The following is a 24,018-nucleotide window of genomic DNA, read 5'->3' on the forward strand; positions in this document are numbered from 1 at the left end:
TCGCTGCCACGCGAGGGAGGGTGCGTTGTTCGCGCGCGTGACCTACCCCAGATACGTGAACGATGATGTTTGGACGTCCATGGCTGCGATCTTCCCCATCCCTTACATCCTTTTCGTTTTCCTTTGAACCCTTTGTCGTGGGGACTCGGCTCCGCGCTCACAAGTGATCGCGCGAGGACCAGGCCTCCTCGACGAAGGGTCCAAGGGATAACAAAAACTTCTTTGTCCGGGCTATTCCACCGAACTGAGCGCGCGGCTCTAGTCAGCGTCCCACGGCTACGGTCAGTCCAGCGTAGATCGTGCGCGCCGGCGACGGCTCGTAATACTTGCCGTTGGACGCGTTGACGTTCACCGAGCCGATGTACTTCGCATCGAACAGATTGTCGACGCCGAACATGGGCGCGATCCACGGGTTGCCGAAGAGCGACGTCGCGCCTAACCGCATGTTGACGATCGAGTAGCCCGCCGCGGCGGCGGTGTTGGCGTCGTCCGCATACACGTGGCTCGCGGCGATGCCTTCCAGCGTGGCGAACCAGCCGGCCCGCCGCCACGTCGCGGCGAGCTGGAGCTGGGTCGCCGGAACGCCGGGGATGGCGTTGCCGGCATAGCTCACCGAATCGACCACGAAGCGGCGGAAGCGGTAGTGCGACACCGTGTACGAGCCGCCCAACTCCACGCTGCCCAACAGCGCGTGCGCGCCGAGCTCCACGCCCTGGCGGCGCGTGCGGCCGGCGTTGCGGTAGAACGTGCGGCCGCTGCCGTCGGGCACCTCGAACGGGACGAGCTCGTCGCGGACCTCGGTATCGAACACGGCGACGTCGTATTCCACGCGTCCCGTGGCGATGCCTTTGGCGCCGAGCTCATACGTCGTGGAGTATTGCGGCCTGAGGTCGGGGTTGAGGCCGGCCGAGCCGTCTGGCTTGTTGCCTAACTCGGTGGTGGTGGGCGTCTCGAAGGCGCTCGAGACGTTGGTGTAGAGCGAGTGGAGCGGCGTGAGGCGGAACACCAAGCCGGCCATCGGGCTCACGGCGTTGAGCGTGCGTGCGCCCGACGCGTCGGGCATATCCGGCGTAATGAGGTGGTCGTCGACCTGGAACCGCACGAGATCGGCGCGCACGCCCAGCGAGAGCAGCGAGCGCGCGCCTAACTGCACCTGGTCGCGCACGTACGGGCCGACGTTGGAGACGGTTTCGTTCTCGTCGATCGATGCGGCGCCGCGCTCGACGCCGGCCGTTGGACAGTTGGCGGACGGCGCCGCGCCGTTGCAGTTGGCGAAGTTGCGGCGGTGGTCGGATTCGCGGGCCAGGTCGATGCCGCCGGTCAGGTCGTGCGTGAGGCCGAACAAGTGTGCGCGTTGATCGAGGCGCACGCCGCCGCCGTACGAATGCCAGTACACGTCGACGATGGCGTACGTGAGCGGGTTCGACAGGTCGCGCGTTCCACCCCACAGGTTGGCCGAGAGCTGGCCTTTGCCTACCTGGTGGCGGCCCGACAGACCGAGCTGCCCTTGCGAGACGCTCTTGCGGGCGCGCTTGAGCACGGACAGCGGATCGGCCATCCAGGGCGCGCTGTCGGCCTGCGCGCGGGTGAGGGCGCCGGGATTCGTGCCTAACGGCATGTTGTAGCCCAGCACCTGCACGGCATAGTCGGTGCCGCCCGCCGTCCACCCCATTTTGCCGTAGCCGCTGGTGGCGATCTGCCGGGAGTAGTCGCGGTAGCCCAGGCGGTCGGTGTAGTTGATGTCGCCCACGTAGCCGATCGCGCCGTCGGTACCGCCGAACGCGGCCGTCCACCGCTGCTGCTGGTAGTCCCCGGTCCACCCGCGGAGCTGGAGCGCGAACGGATCGTTAGGCGGCGCCTCGGTGTGCAGGTCGACCACGCCGCCCGACGCGTTGCCGTAGAGCGCCGACGCGCTGCCGCGGAACACCTCGATGCGCCCAACGGATTCCAGGTCGAGATAGTCGACGGCGGTCTGGCCGTCGGGCATGGTGAGCGGCATGCCGTCGCGGAGAATGCGGACGCCGCGCACGCCGAACGCCGAGCGGGCGCCGAAGCCGCGAATGGAGACGCGCGGGTCCTGCGACGGGTTGTCGCGGTTCTGGACGACGACGCCCGGCACGAGGAGCAGCGTCTCGTCGAGCTGCGTGTGCATCTGGCCGGGTCGCATGCTGTCCGGCTGCATGGTGGTAACGGCGAAGGGCACGGCGAGCGGCGACCGGCCGCGTTCGCGCGCCACAGTCACGACCGGCGCCAGCGTCCTCGGCACGGTGTCGCGGATGGACACCGTGTCGACGCGGCGCGTCGTGTCGCCCTGTTGGGCGGCCGACCGCGGCGCGAGCGCGAAGAGCGCGAGGAGCGTGCAGCTGAACGTAGAGGGAGTGCGCAGGCGCATATCAGCAATGTCGTCTCATCAGGGCGCCAGAGACCAGGTCCCGCGAGCGCAGAGCTTGCACGGCCCACCCCATTTCACCGGCTACGTGCTCAGGCCCACCTGCTTCGTGAAAGTCCCCATGCTCGATTTTCACCGGGCTTGCGCCTGCCTGGACTGCAGAGACATCGGCAGAGAGAGGAATGTGAGAGTCAGGTAGCAGGCCGCGATAAATCCCTCTCTGTGTATTATCGCCGTTGCCTCCAAGGCAGCCGCTACGAAGCCAGGCGCGATTTTCGCATTCGTGCAACGCCGGTACCGGGGTGTCACGCCGGTTAGGCCGCAGCGGATCTGTGCACGAGTTTGTTGTGCACCGCCTGTTTCAGCAGGCTGAGGTACCGGGCACCGCGGCTGAGTGACGATGTCTTATCCGTTGTGAGTTGAATCGGTTGTTTCGGTGGATTGAGAGAGACCTGATCGAGCATGCTGGATACGCGTCGCCCCACGGGTTCTCGATCAGCGGCGTGTGAAGGCTTGCGGCGTCGATACGCGCGGCCAATTCCGGGTGGCATCTCGCTCGCCCGGAATCCGTGGAGGTGCAACCTCGCGCCTTCGGCCGACATGAGGAACGAGTGCGGTCATGACAAACCACCGAATCACTCTCTTCGCCACGATCGTGCTTGCGTCAGCAACCGCATGCGTTTTCGGCCCCAAGCGGATTCAGCTGACGACAGCTCCTGAGATCCCGGCAGCCCAGTCCTCTGTAAAAATCAGCTCCACGGACAACGGAAACACCAAGCTTGAACTCGTCGTGCGACATTTGGCGTCGCCGGACCGGGTCAGTTCGGGAGCGACGACGTACGTGGTCTGGGTGCTCGGACACGAGCCGAGCGCGCGTCCACAGAATATTGGCGCGCTGAGGGTCGACTCCGACCTGAACGGCAGTCTTACGGCGGTCACGCCATTGCACGAGTTCGAGCTCTTCGTCACCGCCGAAGCGACGCAAAGCGTCACCACGCCGAACAGCAAACGGCTGCTCTACACCAATGTATCGATGAAGTAGTCGAGGAATCCCAGCCGACTACTGCGAGCGAGGTCTTGGGATCATTCGGCGCAGAGTGGCTCTTGCCTGCTGTGTTCTGGTCCGTCGGGTGGTACCATCTTACGCCAAGGCCAAGGCGGACGGCCGGCTTGGCGATCAAACCCACGAATCACAATCCGCGCTTCGCACCGGTGATCCACCCAACGCTCGAGACGGGAATGGAGAGGCTGGTGGTCGCCGCGCAGGCGTGGCTAGCCGCGTAGCTGCGTGAGCGAGCTATCGCATTTGGTCACCTTCAGCACTTTGGTGCTGGTCCTCGACCTCTGTGGCACGTTCGTCTTCGCGTTGAGTGGCGCAGCCGCCGGCATCAAAGGGCGGCTCGACATTTTCGGCGTGCTCGTGCTGTCTTTTGTCGCGGCCAATTCTGGCGGCATCCTTCGCGACCTGTTGATCGGGGCTGTGCCTCCGCCCGGCATTGCCGACTGGCGCTATATCGCCGTTCCCATCCTCGCGGGCCTGGCCATGTTCTACGCGGGCGGGATCATCGACCGGATGAAAGACGCAGTCCAGATCTTCGACGCCGCGGGGCTGGCGCTCTTTGCGGTTTCCGGTGCGCAGAAGGCACTCGATTTTCATCTCGGTCCGATCACAGCCGTGCTCCTTGGCATGCTCACCGGGATCGGCGGTGGGATGGTGCGCGACATTCTGGCGGCGCAGGTCCCGTCAGTTCTGCGCGGCGACATCTATGCGGTTGCGGCGCTCGCCGGCGCGGGGGTGGTCGTGGTGGGCGGGCTCCTTCAGATGCCGGGCACCGCGACAACAATCGTTGGAGCGATTGTCTGTTTCGGGCTCAGATACCTGGCCATTCGGCGCAGTTGGCAGTTGCCAAAGGCCCGCGGATCGAGCGCCTGACCGACCGCTGTTCGGGACCACCGCGTCGTGGATTGGACGACTGTCTCAACAGCCTAACGGTGGATCGACCCGCCGCGAGCTATCGCCGAGGACTCGGCGCGCGCGTCGACGGCCAACCCCGGCGAGTCGGGATGAGTGGGTAGCGCAGGTGCGTCACACCGACGCCGGCGATGACCTTGGGGTTGCCAAGCACCATCGGCGTGCCGTTGAGATGGTCGAAGAGCCGAATGCCGGAGCCGAGCAGCACCGCCGCGATGTCGATGTGGAGCTCATTGAGCAGCCCCGCATTCAGGCACTGTTGGATCGTGTCTGCGCCGTGGACCGCAACCGATTTCTCGCCCGCGGCCGCTTTGGCTTGCTTGATCGCGCTTTCGACGCCGTCGGTCACGAAGCGGACGTTCGAGTTGGGCCGTGGCCAACCAGCCGGGATGTTGTGCGTTAGGACAAAGGCCGGTCCCCACTCGTGATTCCCATCCCAACCTTCGGCAACGTCGAAGGTTCGCCGACCGGTGACCAGCGCACCGAGCTCGGCCCACAACCCACGAATGTGCTCGGCGCTCTGCGCGGACACCTTGAACAGAAAAGGATCCGGGCCTCGGGTGCGGAATTCGACGTCCCCCGAGGTGAAGTACCAGTCGAACACTTCGGCCACGCCGTCGTCGCGGTCGGCGACGAAGCCGTCGAGCGACATGGACATGAGTGCGATAACCGTCGACACGGCGATGTTCCTGTGGAGCGGGTGGACACTGTGTTGAGACGCGGGCACCGGACCAACGCCTAAATAACGCGCCCATAACGTGGTTGCGCGAGAGTCGGGGCGTGACAAAACTCGGCCACATGTTGCAACGTACAAATTTCTGTCGCCGCCGTAGGTTAGGCGAAAATGGGGGCTCGATGTCTACGCCGACGACGATTGCCGTATGTGCTGTCGTGGTTGCGCTTGCCGGACAGCCGCAGAGCCGGCCACGTGAGCTTGCGGCGACTGCATCGCCCGTGCCAATGCACGCGAGCGAAAAAGTACCCGCACAAGCAGCCGTTGGCGATATGTGAAGCTGGGCTTGAGGCCGCATATTCGCGTCAGCGATCTTCTCGGACTGAAATGGGATACGATTGGCAGGATCTGCTGGGATATCGCTCTTGCAATCGGCCTGGTGCTCATCTGGATAGCAGTTGCGCCGCTTGTAATCCGTCTGCTCGGACCGGAACATTGGGGATCATTCCTTGACCTGCTTCCTCATGGAAAGGCCGAAATGTCACTCTGGATCGTGATGGCTCTGTCGGCGGGATTTTGCGAAGAATTGATCTTTCGTGGCTATCTGCAACGGCAGATCTCCGACCTGACAGATAGCGCGGTCGCTGCGGTGCTGCTTCAGGCGCTGTTGTTCGGGTTAGCGCATGGTTATCAGGGCATCAAGGAACATGACGCTGATATCAGTGCTCGGAGTACTCTATGGAATATTGGCGTTCTTCCGTAAGAGTTTGATTCCGGGCATGTTGGCGCATGCTGCCTCGGATATCATCAGCGTGCTTTAGCTTGCGGTTAGACGATTTGCTCGCGGTAAGCGAGTGAAGGTGCCAGTGCTGTGGGCGGGCGAATAAGCGGTGCTTCAACGCACAGCACGTGGCCCCGTCTCCCACATTCGGCCAAGCAGGTTCATCTGCCCAGCGTGCTACGCGTCACCTGTCGCCACGCCTAACACTTCCATCTCGTCAACGCCCGCCCGCGCCGCACGGTTGCCAGCAACTCGCGCCTCGCATCGGACACCGCTGTCCCGAGCCGCTCATGGAGCGCCTCGAGTAAAGTGAGCTCATCGAGCCATGCGGCCCCGTCGACCCGCGACGGTAAGGCCGGCCATCACGGTTGCGTTAGGCGATGCGGAAACTTGCCGGCTGCAGGTCCCATCCGATGCAGCATGACATGCCGCGTGTACGAGAGATGGATCGTGAGCTCCCAGTTGTTGTGACGACCCTGCAGCGGCTCGCACTGGCGCTGGAGATGAGCCGTGTTGCACGCCAGCTGCTCGTCGCGCGCCTCAGTCAGGAGCATCCGGATTGGACGCGCGCCGAGATCGAGCGCGAGATGCTGCGCTCGGCGTTCCTGTCCGAGGGCCGATCCGTCGAACTGCCGTTGCCGCTCCGGTGAGCGATACCGGCGCGGACGCGTTCGACCAGCGGACTCAGGCACCGTTTCCACACAATCGAGCGCCCTGCCGCCCGATTCGAGCCCGTTCTTGCGCTGACCAATGCGGAAGGCGACCAACAAGCGGTGGTTCGGAGTCAGTGATTGCGTTAGGCGGGTCGTCGGCAACTCAACCTCGCTCTCATCGGCCTTGCTGATCTCGCGTAGCCGCGCGCACACGGCGTGCGACCCACCTGGTGCACGCAACTGTTATGCGACCTGGAGCGGATAAATGTCGGCGATCTCCCGTTTCATCTCGCGCGCGGCCCTCCGGTTTGATGGTTCGGACGTGTTCGTCGTACAGGCGATCGGCGACGGGAACAAATCGCTCCTACCAGCAATCGTCGCCCGTCTTCGCGTCACCGATCAGCAACAGCGCCACTCTCCGCGGATCTAACGCATTCAGCACGCGGTATGGATGTCGATCGCCGCCCAACACACTCGGCGCCATGACAGTTCTCGCGCGCGATTGTGACACTTAGCGGCTACACTGATGCGCGATCGGTTGAGTACAATGCGGCGTTGCGTGTCCGACGGATTGCCACCCTACACGGATACACTCGCACCCATGGAGCAACCGTGGTCAAGCTCTTTGTCCGATGGCCCCGATATCTCTCGTTGTCCTGTCCCGGCGCGGGAGTTGTCCTTCTCGCAGCCTTGGCTGCGTGCACCGTTAGGCATGGCACGGCGCCCTCCATCGCACGCGGCATGCTGCTGCCGGGCTCCAGCGACCTCGCTTCTGTCCGTTTCGAGAGCGCGACGATCAATATCCACTTCGTCGCGGACCGCAAGTCCAATGGCGATTCCGTGTACCGGGATCTCGGAGGAGCGCAGAAGGACTATGTGCTCACGGCATATCACGGCACCCCGGCCGTCATGATCGTTCTATCGCAGCTCGGCAGCCAGCGGCCATTTGTCGATAGTGCCCTGGTACGGCGCGATGGATTGGCACCCATCTGGGAAATCCAGCACTCGGGCAGCACGCGGACGCGATACGACTACGATGGCGCGCGCGTTCGGCGAGCCGTGACGGCGCCCGATTCCTCGGTGGCGCCATCGACTGCGACGTACCCGTTCCGCGTGTTCAATTTCAACGAGCTGGATGAGCTCGTACGGTCCGTCCCGCTTCACGCGGGATACCGTGCGATCGTGCCGCTCTACTCCGAAGGCGACAACGCACTCGAAACGGACACCATCCAGGTCGAAGGAACGGACAGTACCGGTGTCTGGAACGTGCGCTTCGCTGACAAGGTGATCATCGGCCACTACGGGATCGATGGCACAACGAGGAGAATCGTGCGATTCGATGTCAATCGCCACGCGGACAAGGCGCACTTCCGCTACGTCTTCGGGAGCGATTCGACCCGGGCGGGTTGATCGGTGCTTCTCTCATCGCTCCACAACGTTTGATCTGCCTTGGAGGTCTTGCGTGCGCCCGGCGTGACGGTCCATCTCGCAACGTTTCGCGTGACCGGAACGACGACGCTGCGCACGGCAGCCGGCGCCGTGAAGTGCCTCGTGGTCCAGGAGTCGCCAACGACCGTCGCGTTCGTTTCGAGCGCGAGCGGACGCCTCGTGCGGCTGCACTGGACGCTGCCTAACAGGACGGCCATCTGGAAACTGCCCACGCGATGTCCGATTTCTCGATGCGCAGGTGATCGGCTGAGCGCACACAGCGTAACCGAGCGCGTCTGGAGGATCCTCGGCACTTGCCACCGGCGACATGGAGCGCGCCATTGGCGACAACGGGCCGGCACGACCGTAGCGCCGGTGGCGCACGCGCGCGAGGATATGGCGCCCAACTGCCCGAGGCTTCCGGGCCGTGTTCGCGCACGTCCTCGCTCCTCGCCTTCGCGGCCACACCCGCTCACACGGTTGCTTCGATCACGCCGTCACCGCTCTACTCTCAGCGAGTCTCGACCATGCCCTCGATCCGCGCGGCCGCACGCCTACTGCTCACCGCCGGCTTCGCCTGCACAACGCCGTTGTCGTTAGGCGCTCAGGCGCCACCGCATCACGATCCGGCTGCACTGGCCATCGTCGACACGGCGATCGCCCGGATGGGCGGCCTCGACGCGCTTCGCGCCATCAGAACGGTACGCTACTCGATGGTCACGCAATGGCTCACCACGAGCTTCGATCCCCGTCCGTTCACCGATGCGCCGAGCTATGAGCTGAGCACCGACATGCGCGACTACGTGTCGCGAACGTGGCACAATGAGCGGCGCTTCCCCAACGGCGACAAATGGACCGCGATGACCGATCTCGTGACGGACACGATCGCCGCGCGGTACAGCGCGACGCCGCTGCCGAGCGTGGCGAACGCCGGCCGCACCATCGATCACTGGACCGCGCTCAACGTGGCGTACGTTGACGAGCGGCACGAGCTCTTCGCGTTCACGCCTGATCGATTGCTGTTGCTGTTGCGCGACGCGCGAGATCTGCGCCGCTACCACGACACGACGATCGGCGGGGAGGCAGAGACCGCTGTCTCCGCGACGATCGACCAATACCCGACGACGGTGTTCTTTCGACGTGGCGATGGGTTCCTCACGATGGCGCGGTATCAGGCGGACGAATCCAACGACTTCGGTCTGGCTCCGTGGGGACCGATGTCCGTCGAGGAGTGGTATTCGGTCTGGCGATACGACTCCGTGGCCAATGTCAGAAGTCCATCGGAATGGGACATCGTGCGCGTCGGGAAGCCGTACAAGCGCATGACGATTCTCTCGGTCACATACAATCCGTCGTTACCCGCCGACTCGCTCGTGTTAGGCGAGTCGATTCGCGCCGAATATCTGGCACACGCCCGACGTCCGATGGCGGATCTGCCGCTTACCCGCGCGCACCTGGCAGCTGGCGGACGGATCGCCGTGTTTGCCACGCCCGGTGCACCGATCGCCGCGGTCAAAGTTGGTCGCGATTGGCTGTTGTTGGAATCTGGCAACCTGCCGCTCAACGCCGAGCGTGCAGCGGCTTGGCTCGCCGCGAATGACTCGGGCGGGAAGGTCGTCGGGGCGATCCTCGGCACCGCGTTTCCGTCGGGCGGCGCGTCGTGGGTAGCGAAGCAGCGACTGCCCCTATACGTATCGCCCGCCGGCGCCGGCGGCGATTCCGTGTCGCTCAGGAATTACGGTGCGCCCCTCGCGGCTCTTCGGCCGATTGCGCGCGGTCAATGGATTAAGCCGACTCACGAGGCGCGAGATTCAGTCTGGATCGAGCAGGTCGACGTACCGAACCTGCAGGGCGCGTTGCTCGTGTATGTCCCATCGCTCCGTTGGGCATACTCGAGCGCGGTCTCGGAGCGCGCTCAGTTCGCGGCGATTGCGGAGCGGCTGCGAGCGCGGGGTTGGAAGGTGGATGTCGTCGGCTCGCCTCGCTCGCCCGTCGGTGTGGAACCGTAAGCCCGGTTTGACCGCGTCCGGGCCCCTGATTCGTTGCCAGGATCGCAGCGCAGATCATCGAGTGGGTCGAGAATCGCGTCACGCTTGTTACTCACATACTCGATCAGCCGGATCGTAGTTTATCGCGCGTTCACCAGCCGCTCGTCGTGCGACGACGCGCCACACTCATTTATCACACAAGAATGGAGACAACACGTGCAATATTCGCTGATGATCTACCAGACTAACGCCCAGTTTGCCGCCCGCACCGATCCTGCACGCCGCGACGCGAACACCGGGGCATTCATGCGCTACGTTGGGTCGTTGCAGGAGGCCGGTGTCCTCATCACGACGCTCGGCATCGAGCCGCCTAAAACGGCCGCCACTGTCCGCCCCGGCGATGGCGAGCCACGCGTGCAGGACGGACCATACGCCGACACGAAGGAGCAACTCGGCGGATTGTGCGTCATTGAAGTTCCCGACCTCGACGCGGCGCTCGAATGGGCGAAGCGGGCGCCGTTCGAGCACGTCGGGGCAGTCGAGGTACGGCCGACACGTGTCGTGCCCGCCGCGTGATGAGGACGTGCGAACGCTGTCGAATCGACAACCTCCGATCGAGCGCCATCGCTACGCCGGGTGTACGTCTGGCGGGTCACCCGGCGCGAGGCGTTTTGGATCTACATCGTCTCGACCGCGTTTGGTTCGTGCAACTCGACCACCCAGTGCGCGGCGGCCCATCCGCGGGTGCGCGCCGGCGATCAAGCACTATGGCCGGCGCACTGCAGTACGCCGAGGAACTTGCTCCATGGGCCTACGGCGTCCCGGTATTGATGAGCCATGATTCGCGAAACCTGGTGCAGATGAGTCAAATCGTGCACGGCCCAGGCCCCAAGCAACTGTGACAGATTGACGGCCCCGAGCGCCGGATGACGCCCTCGGCGCTCGAAATCTGCAGGCTGCAGATTCAGCGCGCGCAGCTCCGCAAGATTATCTGCACGAAGCCGAGCAAACTGATCGAGCAGTTGCGGCAGCGACTTGCCCTCGCTTTCTCGGAACTGGGCGAAGCGGTCGAACGGCACGAATGTCCGTGTGTCGCCGAACTCGAGGATCGTTCGCACGCGCGGCATCCAATCCGTGCGCTCGCCGTGGATCAGATGGCCCACGACGTCGAACGCGGTCCATGTGTTCTCGCCTTCGTCGTGCGACGTCCACGCTTCAGGCAGATCGCGAAGCAACACATTGAGCGTCGCAGGCGTGCTCGTTAGCAGCGCGATCGTGTCGACCAGCTTCTGTTCCATGAGCACCTCGATGGATCGAAAGCCGAGTCCGATTTTGTGCGCGCGACGTCGGAGCATATCTCCACCGCGCGCCGGCGTCCTTTGACTCGGAGGTCATTGTCGAGATCTTCTCACACGATGTAATCCCTAGCGATCGACGGAATACTTGCCGGCATGGCCGCATCCAGCAGCAGGTGCGATGCGTCTCCGAGGTCGGAAACGAGTCGTCGGGAGGGTTGGTTTCCTTTGATCACGAGACTCGATAGCGGAGTCGATAAGGCATAGTTCCCCGGCAAGTGTCAGTCGAGGGTGGTCCATGAACGCGTGCGGTCGCCGCTCTGTCGACCGAGGAACCTACGACGCTCGATCGAGCTCGGCGAACTGACTGATGCGTACCGCTCCGTCGCGCGTTGTAACGGCGTTGTTGGCTGTGGCTAGAACTACCGCAGCGCTTGTCGTGAAGGAGATGCCGCGCGCGATCGCGCAACGCGGCGCCTTGCGTCGCGCCGCACGTTCTTACTGAGCGATGTCTTTGTCCCTGAGCTGACAAGCGCCGGGAACACAATCGCCGGCTCTCGGCGCCCAATGTCGAGCAAGCGCAGCGCTGCGCCATCCGGGTGACGCCTGTCCGCCTCCCACGCGCGCACCAACTGCGCGCTGACGTTCAGGCAACGCGCGAACACCGCCTGCGATGCATTCAACTTCTTCCGCATAGCGCGAATGTCCGCCGCGCTCAACGCAGCGGGCGCCTCGGGAAGCACCGTCGTACGAAGATCCCGCTTTCCGCGGGCATGCTCCGCCGCTTCGCCCACCGATTGCATCAACTCAGCAAACAGGTCCTTCTTCATAGGTCTCTCAGTCTCATCGCAGAACACCAGAGAACGGAGCGTCCGGCACGGGCGTCGACCCGTTCATTCTTATTGAGCGTTCCACTCGCGCTTGATGGATTCGACCATGGCCCTCAGTTGCCTTTTCTGATCCCGGCTCAGGGTCGATTGTTCATCCTTGCCATAGACGAACAGCAAGTAGATGACACGGTGCGCCGCAAGATAGAGATAATGCGCTCGCGCTCCACCGCGTTTCCCTTTCGCCCGTCGCGCAGCGCGCATACGAATCTTGCGGAGGCCGCCGGTACCGGCATCGGTGTCACCGGCGGTCGGATTGGCCAGCAACTCGCCTTGCAGGTCGTGCAGCTCGTTCTCCAGACCGAGCTGTATCACGCGCTTTGTGAACACGTTCGTTTCAATGAAGTACAGATGCAAAGGAGCGGTCCCGGGTCCTGCCAGTCCATGACTATACTACAATGTAGCCTACTACATTGTAGCGCACAATGGTTGAACGGGCGCAGCTGAGTCCATCCTGCCGGAAGGTCGAACGGCGCGATGCCACCTGCTGCGTTGTTGGCGCTTCAGCGTAGTGCGGATCCGATTCGCTATCGTGATCCTTTCATTGCCACGCGTATCGAAGGTCGATCGAGCGCGTCGCGTCGTGATGCCGTCCTGGCATGACCAAGCCACGCGGAGCTAAACCTCATCGCCCACATACCCTCGGCACGCTGTACCTGACACGGCGGCACCTAGCCCGATGGCTATTGGCGTGGCCGCGACTCGGCTGAAGTAAGCGAGCTCGGATCGGTGGTGAGTCGTTCCCACCATGTGTCAGCCGGCACGATGCGGGGCCGCAACTGTCTCAGCTCGAGCGTCTCGCCGTTCCGCCACGCCTTACGGAACGCATCGAGTTCTCGAACGATCTCCGGCCGGCGCACATCGCTCGCGTAACCGCCTCGTCTAACGTGGACCTTGTGCGTCGCCCAGATATCGGGCTTGAGAAATCGCTTGTGCAACCGATCGCGATGGCACAACCGGCACAGCGCGTACTCTGCCGGCGGCTCCCAGAGATATGGGAGCGAATAGTCCTCGGCGTGGGCTTCGGCTGGCGCAGTCGGATCCTGACAGATGCTGCACGGACCCGGCGGGTGCGCAGGAAAGCCGCGTTTGACGCGCGCATGCTGGGCGCGAAGCTTGGCTTCGCGTTCCTTACCGGTGTAGCCGTTGTAGGGATTCATGGAAACTCGGGTTCAGCGTCCGGTGATTGTTGATACCGATGAAATACCGAACTACTATAGTATAGTCGAGCTCGCCTGGCCCCGCTTGGTAAGCGCTCACTGGTCGACCTCGGCCAGCATTGATTCCAACCGTGCCCGGATAGCCTGCCTCACCTCGGCGGGCGCAAGCATCTCCGCCTCGGCTCCATACTGCAGCACGTGACGGAGCGCCCAGTCGACGTCCGCAAGCGGATACTCCACGAGATACGAACCATCTTCCTCGGCGCTCCCCTGCTCTCGCTCCGCGATCCAGCGTGCGATCCGGGCCGAGTACTGGACGCGCAGCGTGACGGGCGCATCGGTCGACGCGAACACCGGTCCGCTGTCTAACGCTGCCGCGAGCGCCGCCGGCTGCGGTGCGACGTACTTCTCGCCTAACGGCTGCGCCTCTTCGATCCGATCGACGCGAAAGACGCGCACGCCCTTGCTATGCTCGCAGTGCGCGACCAGATACCAACCCGGGCCGGCGAGGATCAACCGATACGGACACACGACGCGCGTGCTGGCGGACGTCGCGTCGCCGCGACGGTACGAGATGCGCAGCTTGCGACGATTGGCGAGTGCGTCGCGCACGGCTGGCAAGTGCGGATTGGCCTCTGCTGCAGCTGCCGCGTAGTGCGCCTCGGGTGTGGAATCGTTGGGCAGCTTGGCAGCCACGGCCCGAATCCGCTCTCGCGCCTTCTCGATCGTCGCGCATTCCTCGGCCGGCCGTTCGGCGCGGATCATCGCCAACCCCAAGTCGAGCGCATGCAACTCGGCGACGGTAAGGCGCATGGGACGCAGGAAGTGCCCGGTCCTAACGGACACCTTCTGCGCTTCGATGAACACCTGCAGGCCTTCGATGAACCCGCCCGGCGTGTCGTACCGCTCGCCGACGGACACCAGATCATTCGCCACCGTTTCCGCCGAGACACCGAGCATCTCGGCGATGGACGCGATGGAGTGTTCTTCGCCGTCGGCGATGCGCGGCACGATCGCGAGCAGGCGCTTGAGCTGAGCCGGGGCATCGGTCAGCGCCGCTTGCTTCCTGGTCGTCATGGCCTGCCCTGGTAGCAGCGCAGCGCCGCGTGCAAGGCGCCGCGGTACGAATCCACGAGGTCCGGCGGCGACACGGGACGCGCCGCGCCGGCCAACGACATGAGCCAGCGCACGAACCGGTCGAGCGACCTCACCCGGTAGTTACGCTGCCCGGGCTGGCCGGCAACCGGTGCGCCTAACTGCATCCACGGCGCCGCGGCTCCGGTCTGCGCGACGAACTCGACCACTGCTTCAACGCCGTCGGCGTCGCCCAACTCCCAGGCCTGGCGCGAGCGGGCATGCTCGCGCAAGTCGAAGCCAGCCGGAACGACGAAGTCGGCGCTCTGCGGCCGAGCTCGGTTGACGGCCACGCGCTGCATCCTGCTCACGCGGAAGTTCTTGACCACGTGCGCGCCGGCGTCGCGCGCGGCCAGGTACCAGTGCGAATTGAGAAAGAACAGGCCTAACGGCTCGACCGTTCGCGCCGCGGTCGAGTCGCCCGACATCGAGTGATACGTGAACGTGAGGCGCTTCCGGCCGAGGAGCGCTTCATTCAGCACCGGAAACACGGCGGCGTCCACACGCTCCGCGCGCACGGCCACGTCGTCCTGTCCATCGTACTCGATGCCCGGTATGTCGAACGCGAGCTTGCGTGCGGCCGAGCGAGCGTGCTCAGCCAGAAGCGGATCGCCCAGTTTCTGGACACGAGCGAGGGCCGCGCCCAACGCGGTCAGCTCGTCGGGACTGAAGGTCAGCGATTGTACGGAGTGATAGCCGTCGCGGTCGACGCGCGAGGGCGTCTTGCCGCGTCCGGAGTGGTCGAGGATCGAGAGGTACGGCAGATAGAAGTTCGAAGGGCGCAAACGGTACTTCTCGATCTCGCCTTCCCCACCGATCGTCTCGATCGGCAGCCCGAACGCGAGGAGCTCGGCCTTGTCGCGCTCGAACATGCGCTTGACCGTTGCTTTCTGGCGTTCCGTTGGGCGCTTGGGGAGCGCGTATGCGGGCACGTCGTCGGCCAGCTCCGTGAACGTGACGCCTAACCGGTGACGGAGCAGGCCGACAATGAGATCGGTCCAGCGTTGGAGCTTGGACGACGTCACGCGAGGCCCACCGCGCGCCGCCAATGCTCGAGGATGAGCACCATGCTGAGGGTGTCGAGACGGCAATACTGTTTGAGCAGCGTCGCCCACCGATCGCGTGTGGCCGCGTCGTTCTTGTGCTCGCCGTACATCATTTCCTGATACGACTGCATGGCGCCGGTGCCTTCGCGCACCTCCTGCAAAACGCCGTTGATCTCGATCGGCGGCAATGCGCGGTACGGGTCATTCGCGGGCTCGCCGCTTAGGCCCGACCACTCGACGAACTGGCGGCGCAGGATCGGGTCGGTACGCCACAGCGCATCGAGCACCACCTTAACGGACGAACTGCCACCCATTCCCGGATGGTAGTAATCACGGCAGGCCCACTGGTACAGGTCGACGATGCGCCGCTCGAATACGTCCGACAGCCACCGCACGAGGTCGGGAGCGTCGTGCCCAAAGCGTTCCAAATCCGACACGATTTGCTTGAGCGTGGTTGCCTCGAAGTGGCTCCAGGTGAGCACAGGCCCCTCGTCGCCAATGGCCGCTCGAAGCGATTCCGCGAACGACTGGTTAGGCCAAATGTCCACGTTGTTGAGCCACTCCCGATGCGCCAGAGGTCCACCCAACGTGCGCGCCGTGTGGGCACTCCACTGGAACGTGACCAGGCCGTACGGCCGCATCCCGCGATGATACGGCAGCGCGAGACGCGAGGTCTCGAAATCGATGAAGTGGATCGGCCCGTGGAGCATCTCGATCTTGCCCCGGAGCTCTGGCCCAACGTAGGTGGAGCCGGCCCGAGTGTATTCGATCTGGCGGCGTTGGCGCGCGGCATTGCCCCCGGGATTGCGATCCGCCTGGATGAGGCCGTCGATCGGCGCCTCGAGCAGGGATGCCGAATGGCGGCCTAACATGTAGGGCAAGAGGTGCGTGCCGTCCGGTGCTTTGGCCGTTCCAACGCGATACAGATCGAGCAGGTGCGGTTCAGCGCCGGCGAGATCGCCCCAGCACTCGCCGAAACCGCTGCGAGTCTCGCCGGGCGTGCGGAATTCACATTTGTCGCAGTGCGATCCCAGCTCGACACCGGCGGTGTGCGCCTCGAAATCAGAATCGAGCCGCGCTTCGAAGAGCAGTGCCAACTCGGCGATTTCGTCGTGCATGATCGCCACCTCGCGCGCCACGTCGACCTCCGTGACGAGATCGAGCCGTGCGAGGTCCTCCGCCGATCCGATATAGCGCGCGGTGTGCAGCCGCATCGTTCCGTCCGACGACGGGCGCCTAACCAACTCGAAGTATCCGGGGACGTTGTCGAGTCCGGTGGATTTGCTCTTGTCCACCAGGGCAAGCACCGGCTGAATGACGAAGCCCGGCATCAGGTGCTCGAGCAGCACGACCTGAAAGGTGAGATCGGCGAGCTTGTCGCTCCAGTCACTGTTTACGCGATAGGGTTGCTTCTTGCTGAGAAATACGCCCGACCGGTTCTGTGCCAGTTGGCGCGCGTGCTCAGTGCCGTCGAACGACTTGGCCTTGACCTCGACGAGACGGAGGACGTTTCCGCGCTTCTCGAGGATATCGACGCGCGCCTGGCGCCGCCCAACGAGCAGGGTCGCTTCGAAGAGCGTAACGTTAGGCGCCTCGAGCGCCGCGCGGGTGCGGGCGAAGTCGATGGCGACGTCGCGGCCGTACTCGAGCTGAATGCCGTCCCGGTAGCGTGCTTTGGCGAGTGCTTCGACCATGTAGCCGCCGTCGGCCAGCATCGCCAGGTAGGGATCGTTGCGGCGTGCGTCCGGATAGCCGTTCTCGCGAAAATACAGCTTGGCCGCACAATCGCGGGCGAGGATGAAGTCGGACTTGGAGAGCGTGCGCGGCCTGGGTGCGAGGCCGGCGTTGGGCGAAGGCACTGTAGATGTAGTCATTGGAGCTAGTACCTCAAGCCTAACGCTTGGCCGCCGAGACGTCGAGGGTTACCCCCGGCGCGCTCGATTGAACGGCGACACGGTTGCTGTCGCCGCTGCGGCGCAGCGTGAGGCCGACGGTCACACTGTCCGGTCCCGGCTGCATGGCAACCTTGGTGAGTGTGACTGACGCAGACTCGGGGCTTAGCTTGGACCACCCGCCCGACGCCGCATCGACGACCACGCCGACCAACCCGGTTAGGAGCACGTCGGCCACGACGTATCCCGCGCGGACATGGCTCTCGAGTTGGATCGAGGCCGGCGAGTAGCCGTCTTTGGCGAAGCGGATGGTGTAGTCGGTGTTGCGTTTGAGGTCGAGGGTGGTGGGGGCCGTGTACTCAGCCGTCTCCGGCGCCGTAGAGACCTTGGTATCCGCCGGGCTGGCCATGACTTGAATGGTTTGCCGGCTGCCGCCGCCGAGGATGAGGCCGCAGCCCGAAAGGCCTGTTAGGAGCGTCGCGAGGGATGCTGCGTAGGCGAGAGCGGAATTGGATCGCTTCATGGTTAGGCCTCGAGTGGAAAGGTCTGGCGGATTGCGCATGGCCAAACGATATCAACCCCCTCTGACAGCCTTCCCGCGAGCCGGCAGGAGCTATTCGCTAACTCATGGATTAGCGGCCGGTTCGCCTAGCGGACGACCACGGTCGCGATGTCCAACAGATGCTGGGTGTGCGCGCTCAGCGCCGCGCGAAAGCAACGTAGATGTACGACGAATTGCAGTCCACTCGATGACTCGACCGACACGTGGACGTGGTCGCCCTGGTGGAGTTCTTGTTCGCAAAGTGAACACACATGCAGCGCCATGATTTTCTGCTCGGCGCTTTCGCGGCTCGGCTTGGGTCGATCCATGCAGTTCTCCTGCTGGGCGTCATACGGTGTAAGTCCAAGGTTCCCGGGCGTGTCAACGTACTGCCACGTTGAAGGTGTGGTGTTGTACCGAACTATGCCCTACTGAGCGCCGTTCGAGGTCGCACACGCACGCGCCGAGTTTCGTTTGCGATCTCGAGGCAGAAGAGTGGTTGCGCTCCGCGCTCGGGGAGCGTCCACCTCGAGTTGCCGTCGAGGTGGATCGTCCATCCAGCGGGTGTGTCTGAAATCACCAGCCTCTTCTGGCCTAACGCGCCGAGCTTGCGCTGGACATACGCCCTACGTCCACGTTGCGTGGTCGAGGAGGGCGATGAAATTCCGCTTCGCCTTGTGACCCGAGCGCACTTGAGCGAGATACCGCTCGAACTCCCGTTCCTTTCCTACGCGGAACATCAGATCGCGAATCTGCCGGAGAAGTCCGATTGCTTCGCGATACGCTTGCTTGTTCTTGCGAATCAGCGTGGGCTCGATCAGGCGCTGATATATCGGCAGTGCGTCACTGGGATGCTCCTTCATCCGATTCCGAGCCAGGGCTAACCAGAGCCCGTCTGAACAGCCACCAGCCAGGGCTTCGTGCCACGCGGCATCCGCCTTTTTCTCCCACAGAAGAATCCGAACCAGTTCACCGCTGTCTGTGTGGCGCGACCAGATCGATCTGGCGCTTTGTGCGTTGCTCTCGGCGGTAGCGAGTGATTCCCTGATGAATGCGATCGCCTTCTCTCGCCACACGTTCCACGATCCAGTACGCGCAGCGTGCTTCTTTAGCACACGGTATTGTTCCAGCTGCGCGGATTCGGTGAACTCCGCCCAGATGATCGCCATCGCCTCATCGTCGCGCTTCCGTCGGTGATATTCGTCGGCGAGAAATTCTCGGAGCCGCGATTCGGTCCGTTCGGGAAACTCACGGACGCCGCGTTCGGCCCATTCGAGCGCCAGGTCGTGTTTCCGCGCGGCTTTGTACGCCTCGGCGATTTGCAAGTAGTAGTACGGCGACGACAGGTCGCGTTTCTTGACCGCGACGACTGCCTCCACGTCGCCGGTTTGCCGAGCCAAGGCCTCCATGGCTCGAGTAATCCGGAACCGCCGCGCATGATCGCCCCTATCGGCGCCGCGCGGGCCGACCGCCGCAAGCTTGGCCCATTCCGCGTCGGCAAGTTGGCGGTAGGCAACAATCCCCGCTCGACCCAAAACGCCGGCGTACGTCTCCACCGCCCCGCTGAAAACATCCCAGTCTCCTCGGAGCTCCCACTCCCAGAGACGTCTCGCCAACTGTCTTGGATCCGGTTTCGCCTTTCTGCATGCCGCCAAGTGCAGCTGCTGAAGGCGCTCGAGGATGCCGCCCATGTATCCATCCGAGTCATCAACGCTTTGCAATCCCCGTTCGACAACGGAGAGAGCGTGCTCCGTTAGATCGACGACTTGGTCCGCACCGCCTTCTCGCAGGAGCTCGTCAAGGGAATCGATGGCGTCGTGGATGCCCTTGGCGTAGTCGTGCACGGCGCCGTACTCAACGAAGTCGCCGGCGTCCGCTGCAGCGTCGATCGCCCGTCGATACGTGTCGAGGTCGATGCCTCTGGCATCAAGCCTCGCGGCGCGCAGTAAAAGTCGTTGACGTATCCGATCGTTTTCCTTGGCGTGCTCCATAGCCAAGTCTATGAGCGCTGATTTCTCTTGAGCCGCGAGATATCGGCGTACATCTCGCATCCTAACGGTCGGCTTGCGACCGCCCTCTGAGGTCGGCGACTGGTCGGCGAGCCATGCCAGCCCAACGGCAACACAGTGCTTGCAGAACGCGCCGTCTCGACCCAGCGGGCACGTGCAGGAGTACTCCACATCAAGCCGTTTTACCCAGAGGCTTACGCGATACGCCCGCGCCCCTTGCACCGTGGCCGAGAGTCTTCCTTTGTCCTCGGTGACCGAGCGCACCCGACCGCTCGCGAAGTAGTGCTGGCCACGTTCGTAGGATTGCTCGCCAGACAATTTCCGAAGGGCGCGACGGTCGAGACGTTCTCCGAGCTTCGGCCGTTTCACGGAAGCGCGTCGTACGGATCAACGATCTCGAGCTTGAACTGCCAACCCTCGTACACCGACAGGATTGCCGCGAGCTCATCAAAGGTCAAAGACTGCCCGTCGACGACGACTCCGCCATACGAGATGCGACCGACCGCGACGTCATGCCCCAAACGCGGCTGTGTCTCGCCCGCCGCCAGGTATCGGGTCGCCAGGCCCTTCTGGAGCTTGCTTCTCAGCCGGCCTAACGCCAGATAGGGACCGGTTTCCGAGTGCGCCGCAAAGGCGTAACCATCGTCCTTCGACGCGCACTCAGTTGCGCGGAGAAAGTAGCCGCTCGCCGTTCTGAGCAACTCGAGGGCGAATTCGTGCGGCTCGCCGCAACAGTCGACGAAGGTCTCCGCGGTCGGAAACGAGTCGTCGGGAGGGTTGGTTTCTTTGATCACGAGACTCGATAACAGTCGAGGGTGGCCTATGAACACCTGCCCAACGAGACGCGGCGCGCCGCTCGCATTCCACGACTCACTCCCAACTTGGCTCGCTCAGTGGCAGCCGACGTTGACGAACACGGTCGCGATCAACGACCGCCCGCCCGCCGCGCCTCGATGCTTGGCAGTGGGACGTTCTCAGCGGCGAGCAGTCGCATTCGCCTTACGCAGCGCCGCGCCGAAGGAGGTGGAGCATCTCATCGTGCGTCACCTCGGCGGCGTACGCGAAGACCGCACGCAGCGAATCCGGCGTGAGCTGCGGATAGCTGGCGAGCAACTGCTCCGTCGACCAACCTGCCGCAAGGAGGCCCAGCAGGCAGTCGACGGTGAGGCGTGTGCCGCGAACAACCGGCTTCCCGACGACGACCTCGGGATCGGAGACTATGCAGTCTTGCCATGGCATATGAGTTCTCCGGGCGAGAGCCAGGATCGGCGGCGATGATGCCCTTACCAGCCTAGACCAGTCGGTGGGACAGGTCAAGCGGTTTCGGAGCCAATCAACCAAATGAGGATAGCGGATCCGTGAATGAGCAGTTTGGGGAGTGGGCGTGGGGCGGAAAACTGAACGAGGCACCTTGCCTTAGTTCAGTTTATGCTGTAAACTGAATTAACAGTCACTCGGGCGTTCAGTTTGCCTGGCTCCTTCCGCGACCTCGTTTGGCAGCACGACCCGACTCTGTATGCGCCGGCACGCTACCGGCGCGCGTGCAGGTATCGCGCGTTCGTACCGGAGCGGCTGGCGGCGCTCGTCGTCACGCTGGATGCTGGCACCGCCGGTGCCGTGTCTGCGGCGGAAACCGCCGTCGCCGCGTTGAACAACCGGGCACATCCCGCGTTGTCTCCGCTCGCGCGACTGCTGCTGCGCACGGAATCCATCGCCTCGTCCAAGGTCGAAGGCATCGCGCTCGGTGCTCGCGCACTGGCGCGCGCGGAGGCACAGTCGGATACGGGCGAGAAGATCGCACAGACGGCGCACGAGATCCTCGCCAACATCGATGCCATGGAGCTCGCCATCGACCACGCCGCCGAGACGGAGGCATTCGCGCTGGCCGACATTGTGGCGATCCACCGGCGGCTCATGCGGGCGAGTGCAACGCCTAACGTGGCCGGACTGGTTCGCGATCGGCAGAACTGGATTGGCGGCAACGACTACAACCCGTGCGGCGCCGACTTCGTACCGCCTCCGCCAAAAGACGTCGGGAAGCTCCTCACCGATCTGTGCCGAGCAGTGAACGACGACACGCTGCCGCCGGTCGTGCAAGCGGCACTCGTTCACGCGCAGTTCGAGACCATCCATCCGTTTGTCGATGGCAATGGGCGCACCGGCCGCGCGCTGATCCACGTGGTGCTCAAGCGGCGCGGGCTGGCGCGGGCGTACGTGCCACCGATCAGCGTGATCCTGGCGGCAACGAAGAGCGGGTACGTTGACGGCCTAACGAGCTTTCGCGGCGCCGATGTGGGGCCATGGATTCAACGCTTCGCCGATGCGACGGCGGCGTCAGCCGAGCTGGCGCGCGGGTACTTGGGCGCCGTCGAACGAAAAGTCGCCGCGTGGCGCGCGGCACTCGAGCGTCATGGCGCTCCTCGGGCAGGCGCCGCGGCGTGGGCGGTCATCGACGTCTTGCCTGCGCATCCTATGATCACCGCGCCGACTGCAATTGCCGCGACGCAGCGCGCGCGGGCAGCCGTGTATCAGGCGATGGAGCAATTGCAGCATGCCGGCGTGCTCAAGCCGGTATCGAACTCGCCGCGGAACCGGGTGTGGGAAGCGGTGGGATTGCTCGAGCTGTTGGAAGGACTCGAAGCGGGCAAGCTTTCGATACAGCGATAGAATCCGAAGGCGCCAGTGGACTCACCTACGGTCGACCAAGGGCACGCGGCCGCTCTTCTGCCTAACTTTCCGGTATGGCTTGTACGACGTCGCACCGTTCCCCAAGCTTCGATGATCACGTTGTCTAACGAACGCCGCAACTGACAGCCGATCTGCGGAATCGTGCTGGCTGCGCCCAGCGCTCTTAGTAGATTCGGCTGCACGTGAGCTCGGCGTTAGGCCGCAACGTGACGAAGCTCGAGCGGCTGTTCGATACGACGGCATTCCTACTGGTTGGTCCAGTTGGTGTTGATGCTCTCGATGTTGCTCGCTGCCCACTGCTTGAGGAACATGTTCATGCTGTTCTCGCGGGAAGCAGCGTCGTTGGAGACTCTCACGCAGAATCCCTTGCCCCCGCTCACATCGGCGTGGACCGGATACTTCTGCTGAATACTAGCGCTCGCTATGACTATTCCAACGTCAAGCCGCCGGCAGGTGTCCAGTGAGCGGATCAACGGAGGTTCGTGTGACCCGGGCCGCGTTGTATCTCATGCTGGCGGCGACGCTCGCCAACTCGCCTGGCACCTGCGAGAAGTCCGCATCGAGCCAATCGGCTGCCGCAGATCCGAGCGCCGGAGGATCGGGTGGCGATTGGACGAGGCTCGGCGCCGGCGCGTGCGCAAAGTATTTCACGCCCGAGGTCAATGCCGCGCTGCTGCCCGGTCCCGGCACGCCGAAGACGAGGAACGCGACATCGTGTACGGTCGAAGCGGCGGATGGCAGCATCCAGTTGTCGTTGAGCTCCGATAACATCGCGAGCTTCAACGCGGGCGTGAAATTCCTTCCGGATACGCTGGCGCTGCCGGGTGTTGGCGACAGGGCGTTGCAGTACACGGGCGGCATCACGGCCTACAAGGCGCCTAACCGGGTGTGCACCTTCCTGCTGGTGGCCAACGAGGGCTATTTCAAGCAGTCGGGCGCACGGTTAGGCCAAACGCTCGGCGCCGTGTGCAACAAGCTGTTCGCGACGAATCCCTGAGTATCCCTGCCCGACCAACCGGAGAGCACAGTGAACATCGCCTCGTGCCGCCGCGCCGTCGCGATCGCAGTCTTGGGTGCCGCCGTTGCACCGTCTGCCTGCAAGAAGGCCCCTTCGCCTCCGCCGCCATCGCCGCCACCGCAGCAATCTGCGGCCCCGCAGCCGGCCGTCGCGTCTGCCCAACAGGACAGCGCGGTTGACCCGCCATCGTGGCTCGACCACCCGCAAACATCGCCCGGCACGACCGTGCTGACGGCGATCGATCCGCACACGCTGAGTCCGAGCGAGGTGAAGTTCGGCGTCGCACCCAAGCGGAGTCCCGATGTCGAGTATCAGCCCGGCGTCATCCTCATGGAACACGGCGATCAAGCCATCCGCTCCGCGGGAGGCGACGGCATGTCATGGAGCTTCGACGCCAACGCGCCCAACGTTAGCGATTTTCAGGTGGGCAAGATCGTGTTCGCTACTGGACGCGCGGTGGGCCG

The 24,018-nt window shown here is 63.9% G+C and carries 25 protein-coding genes; 10 read left to right on the plus strand and 15 right to left on the minus strand.

Features of this window, described 5'->3' with window-relative positions:
- Window positions 1–262: 262 nt before the first annotated feature.
- Window positions 263–2,392 (minus strand): TonB-dependent receptor, encoded by a 2,130-nt coding sequence (locus tag VFW04_14515; GenBank protein ID HEX5180547.1) that lies wholly within the window; start codon window positions 2,390–2,392, stop codon window positions 263–265.
- 616 nt (window positions 2,393–3,008) lie between these two features.
- Here VFW04_14515 and VFW04_14520 point away from each other — a divergent pair.
- Together VFW04_14520 and VFW04_14525 are read left to right on the plus strand one after the other, a co-directional pair.
- Window positions 3,009–3,431, plus strand: a complete 423-nt coding sequence (locus tag VFW04_14520) for a hypothetical protein (GenBank protein ID HEX5180548.1) — start codon at window positions 3,009–3,011, stop codon at window positions 3,429–3,431.
- A gap of 246 nt (window positions 3,432–3,677) precedes the next feature.
- Window positions 3,678–4,322 (plus strand): trimeric intracellular cation channel family protein, encoded by a 645-nt coding sequence (locus VFW04_14525; GenBank protein ID HEX5180549.1) that lies wholly within the window; start codon window positions 3,678–3,680, stop codon window positions 4,320–4,322.
- 79 nt (window positions 4,323–4,401) lie between these two features.
- Here VFW04_14525 and VFW04_14530 read toward each other — a convergent pair whose 3' ends face one another.
- Window positions 4,402–5,040, minus strand: coding sequence for a dihydrofolate reductase family protein (locus VFW04_14530; GenBank protein HEX5180550.1), 639 nt, complete (start codon window positions 5,038–5,040; stop codon window positions 4,402–4,404).
- Window positions 5,041–5,368: 328 nt separating this feature from the next.
- Here VFW04_14530 and VFW04_14535 point away from each other — a divergent pair, with 328 nt between their 5' ends.
- Window positions 5,369–5,797, plus strand: a complete 429-nt coding sequence (locus tag VFW04_14535; protein HEX5180551.1) for a type II CAAX endopeptidase family protein — start codon at window positions 5,369–5,371, stop codon at window positions 5,795–5,797.
- Between the two features lie 380 nt (window positions 5,798–6,177).
- Here the strand turns inward: VFW04_14535 and VFW04_14540 are convergent, their stop codons facing one another.
- Complete coding sequence (locus VFW04_14540) at window positions 6,178–6,681, minus strand: hypothetical protein (GenBank protein HEX5180552.1); 504 nt, start codon at window positions 6,679–6,681, stop codon at window positions 6,178–6,180.
- Window positions 6,682–6,733: 52 nt separating this feature from the next.
- Here VFW04_14540 and VFW04_14545 point away from each other — a divergent pair, with 52 nt between their 5' ends.
- Complete coding sequence (locus tag VFW04_14545; protein HEX5180553.1) at window positions 6,734–6,898, plus strand: hypothetical protein; 165 nt, start codon at window positions 6,734–6,736, stop codon at window positions 6,896–6,898.
- Window positions 6,899–7,080: 182 nt separating this feature from the next.
- Complete coding sequence (locus VFW04_14550; protein HEX5180554.1) at window positions 7,081–7,878, plus strand: hypothetical protein; 798 nt, start codon at window positions 7,081–7,083, stop codon at window positions 7,876–7,878.
- On the opposite strand, the gene VFW04_14555 is transcribed toward VFW04_14550, so the two are convergent.
- Window positions 7,842–8,129 (minus strand): hypothetical protein, encoded by a 288-nt coding sequence (locus tag VFW04_14555; protein HEX5180555.1) that lies wholly within the window; start codon window positions 8,127–8,129, stop codon window positions 7,842–7,844. The genes VFW04_14550 and VFW04_14555 overlap by 37 nt on opposite strands.
- 294 nt (window positions 8,130–8,423) lie before the next feature.
- Between VFW04_14555 and VFW04_14560 the strand changes: the two genes are divergently transcribed.
- The gene (locus VFW04_14560; protein HEX5180556.1) at window positions 8,424–9,905 is read left to right on the plus strand and encodes a hypothetical protein; all 1,482 of its coding nucleotides are present in this window, start codon (window positions 8,424–8,426) and stop codon (window positions 9,903–9,905) included.
- Window positions 9,906–10,100: 195 nt separating this feature from the next.
- A complete protein-coding gene (locus VFW04_14565) occupies window positions 10,101–10,460 on the plus strand; it encodes a YciI family protein (protein ID HEX5180557.1) in 360 nt (119 codons plus the stop codon).
- A 182-nt stretch (window positions 10,461–10,642) separates the two neighbouring features.
- On the opposite strand, the gene VFW04_14570 is transcribed toward VFW04_14565, so the two are convergent.
- The 11 genes from VFW04_14570 to VFW04_14620 form a co-directional block, all read right to left on the minus strand.
- Window positions 10,643–11,182, minus strand: a complete 540-nt coding sequence (locus tag VFW04_14570) for a DinB family protein (protein ID HEX5180558.1) — start codon at window positions 11,180–11,182, stop codon at window positions 10,643–10,645.
- A gap of 896 nt (window positions 11,183–12,078) precedes the next feature.
- The gene (locus tag VFW04_14575; GenBank protein HEX5180559.1) at window positions 12,079–12,423 is read right to left on the minus strand and encodes a type II toxin-antitoxin system RelE/ParE family toxin; all 345 of its coding nucleotides are present in this window, start codon (window positions 12,421–12,423) and stop codon (window positions 12,079–12,081) included.
- Between the two features lie 326 nt (window positions 12,424–12,749).
- On the minus strand, window positions 12,750–13,226 hold the full coding sequence (locus tag VFW04_14580) for a hypothetical protein (protein HEX5180560.1): 477 nt from the start codon (window positions 13,224–13,226) through the stop codon (window positions 12,750–12,752).
- Between the two features lie 96 nt (window positions 13,227–13,322).
- A complete protein-coding gene (locus VFW04_14585) occupies window positions 13,323–14,303 on the minus strand; it encodes a WYL domain-containing protein (protein ID HEX5180561.1) in 981 nt (326 codons plus the stop codon).
- Entirely contained in the window at window positions 14,300–15,385 is a 1,086-nt protein-coding gene (locus VFW04_14590) for a WYL domain-containing protein (GenBank protein ID HEX5180562.1), read from the minus strand. The genes VFW04_14585 and VFW04_14590 overlap by 4 nt, the downstream gene beginning before the upstream one ends.
- Window positions 15,382–17,280: a DUF2779 domain-containing protein gene (locus tag VFW04_14595; protein HEX5180563.1), complete on the minus strand. Its 1,899-nt coding sequence runs from the start codon at window positions 17,278–17,280 to the stop codon at window positions 15,382–15,384. The genes VFW04_14590 and VFW04_14595 overlap by 4 nt, the downstream gene beginning before the upstream one ends.
- Before the next feature lie 19 nt (window positions 17,281–17,299).
- Entirely contained in the window at window positions 17,300–17,821 is a 522-nt protein-coding gene (locus tag VFW04_14600; protein HEX5180564.1) for a hypothetical protein, read from the minus strand.
- Window positions 17,822–17,946: 125 nt separating this feature from the next.
- Entirely contained in the window at window positions 17,947–18,168 is a 222-nt protein-coding gene (locus VFW04_14605) for a hypothetical protein (protein ID HEX5180565.1), read from the minus strand.
- 297 nt (window positions 18,169–18,465) lie between these two features.
- A complete protein-coding gene (locus VFW04_14610) occupies window positions 18,466–20,217 on the minus strand; it encodes an SWIM zinc finger family protein (GenBank protein HEX5180566.1) in 1,752 nt (583 codons plus the stop codon).
- Window positions 20,214–20,642 carry a hypothetical protein gene (locus tag VFW04_14615; GenBank protein HEX5180567.1) on the minus strand — a complete coding sequence of 143 codons (429 nt, stop codon included), beginning with the start codon at window positions 20,640–20,642 and terminating at the stop codon, window positions 20,214–20,216. Before VFW04_14615 ends, VFW04_14610 begins: the two co-directional genes overlap by 4 nt.
- 205 nt (window positions 20,643–20,847) lie before the next feature.
- Window positions 20,848–21,087, minus strand: coding sequence for a DUF433 domain-containing protein (locus VFW04_14620; GenBank protein ID HEX5180568.1), 240 nt, complete (start codon window positions 21,085–21,087; stop codon window positions 20,848–20,850).
- A 228-nt stretch (window positions 21,088–21,315) separates the two neighbouring features.
- Between VFW04_14620 and VFW04_14625 the strand changes: the two genes are divergently transcribed.
- The 3 genes from VFW04_14625 to VFW04_14635 all read left to right on the plus strand — a co-directional run.
- Window positions 21,316–22,515: a Fic family protein gene (locus VFW04_14625; protein ID HEX5180569.1), complete on the plus strand. Its 1,200-nt coding sequence runs from the start codon at window positions 21,316–21,318 to the stop codon at window positions 22,513–22,515.
- A 505-nt stretch (window positions 22,516–23,020) separates the two neighbouring features.
- Window positions 23,021–23,533 (plus strand): hypothetical protein, encoded by a 513-nt coding sequence (locus tag VFW04_14630; GenBank protein HEX5180570.1) that lies wholly within the window; start codon window positions 23,021–23,023, stop codon window positions 23,531–23,533.
- Between the two features lie 30 nt (window positions 23,534–23,563).
- Window positions 23,564–24,018: hypothetical protein (locus VFW04_14635; protein HEX5180571.1), on the plus strand; the 455-nt coding region annotated here is incomplete at its 3' end.

The sequence above is a fragment of the Gemmatimonadaceae bacterium genome (assembly GCA_036273715.1).
Lineage (GTDB): Bacteria > Gemmatimonadota > Gemmatimonadetes > Gemmatimonadales > Gemmatimonadaceae > JADGGM01.

Excerpts from the sequence above, each read along its gene's own strand:
- VFW04_14520 (HEX5180548.1), top strand. The coding sequence starts at position 3,009 with ATGACAAACCACCGAATCACTCTCTTCGCCACGATCGTGCTTGCGTCA.
- VFW04_14585 (HEX5180561.1), bottom strand. The coding sequence starts at position 14,303 with ATGACGACCAGGAAGCAAGCGGCGCTGACCGATGCCCCGGCTCAGCTC.
- VFW04_14545 (HEX5180553.1), top strand. The coding sequence starts at position 6,734 with ATGTCGGCGATCTCCCGTTTCATCTCGCGCGCGGCCCTCCGGTTTGAT.
- VFW04_14600 (HEX5180564.1), bottom strand. The coding sequence starts at position 17,821 with ATGAAGCGATCCAATTCCGCTCTCGCCTACGCAGCATCCCTCGCGACG.
- VFW04_14580 (HEX5180560.1), bottom strand. The coding sequence starts at position 13,226 with ATGAATCCCTACAACGGCTACACCGGTAAGGAACGCGAAGCCAAGCTT.
- VFW04_14560 (HEX5180556.1), top strand. The coding sequence starts at position 8,424 with ATGCCCTCGATCCGCGCGGCCGCACGCCTACTGCTCACCGCCGGCTTC.
- VFW04_14595 (HEX5180563.1), bottom strand. The coding sequence starts at position 17,280 with ATGACTACATCTACAGTGCCTTCGCCCAACGCCGGCCTCGCACCCAGG.
- VFW04_14620 (HEX5180568.1), bottom strand. The coding sequence starts at position 21,087 with ATGCCATGGCAAGACTGCATAGTCTCCGATCCCGAGGTCGTCGTCGGG.
- VFW04_14515 (HEX5180547.1), bottom strand. The coding sequence starts at position 2,392 with ATGCGCCTGCGCACTCCCTCTACGTTCAGCTGCACGCTCCTCGCGCTC.
- VFW04_14570 (HEX5180558.1), bottom strand. The coding sequence starts at position 11,182 with ATGGAACAGAAGCTGGTCGACACGATCGCGCTGCTAACGAGCACGCCT.
- VFW04_14605 (HEX5180565.1), bottom strand. The coding sequence starts at position 18,168 with ATGGATCGACCCAAGCCGAGCCGCGAAAGCGCCGAGCAGAAAATCATG.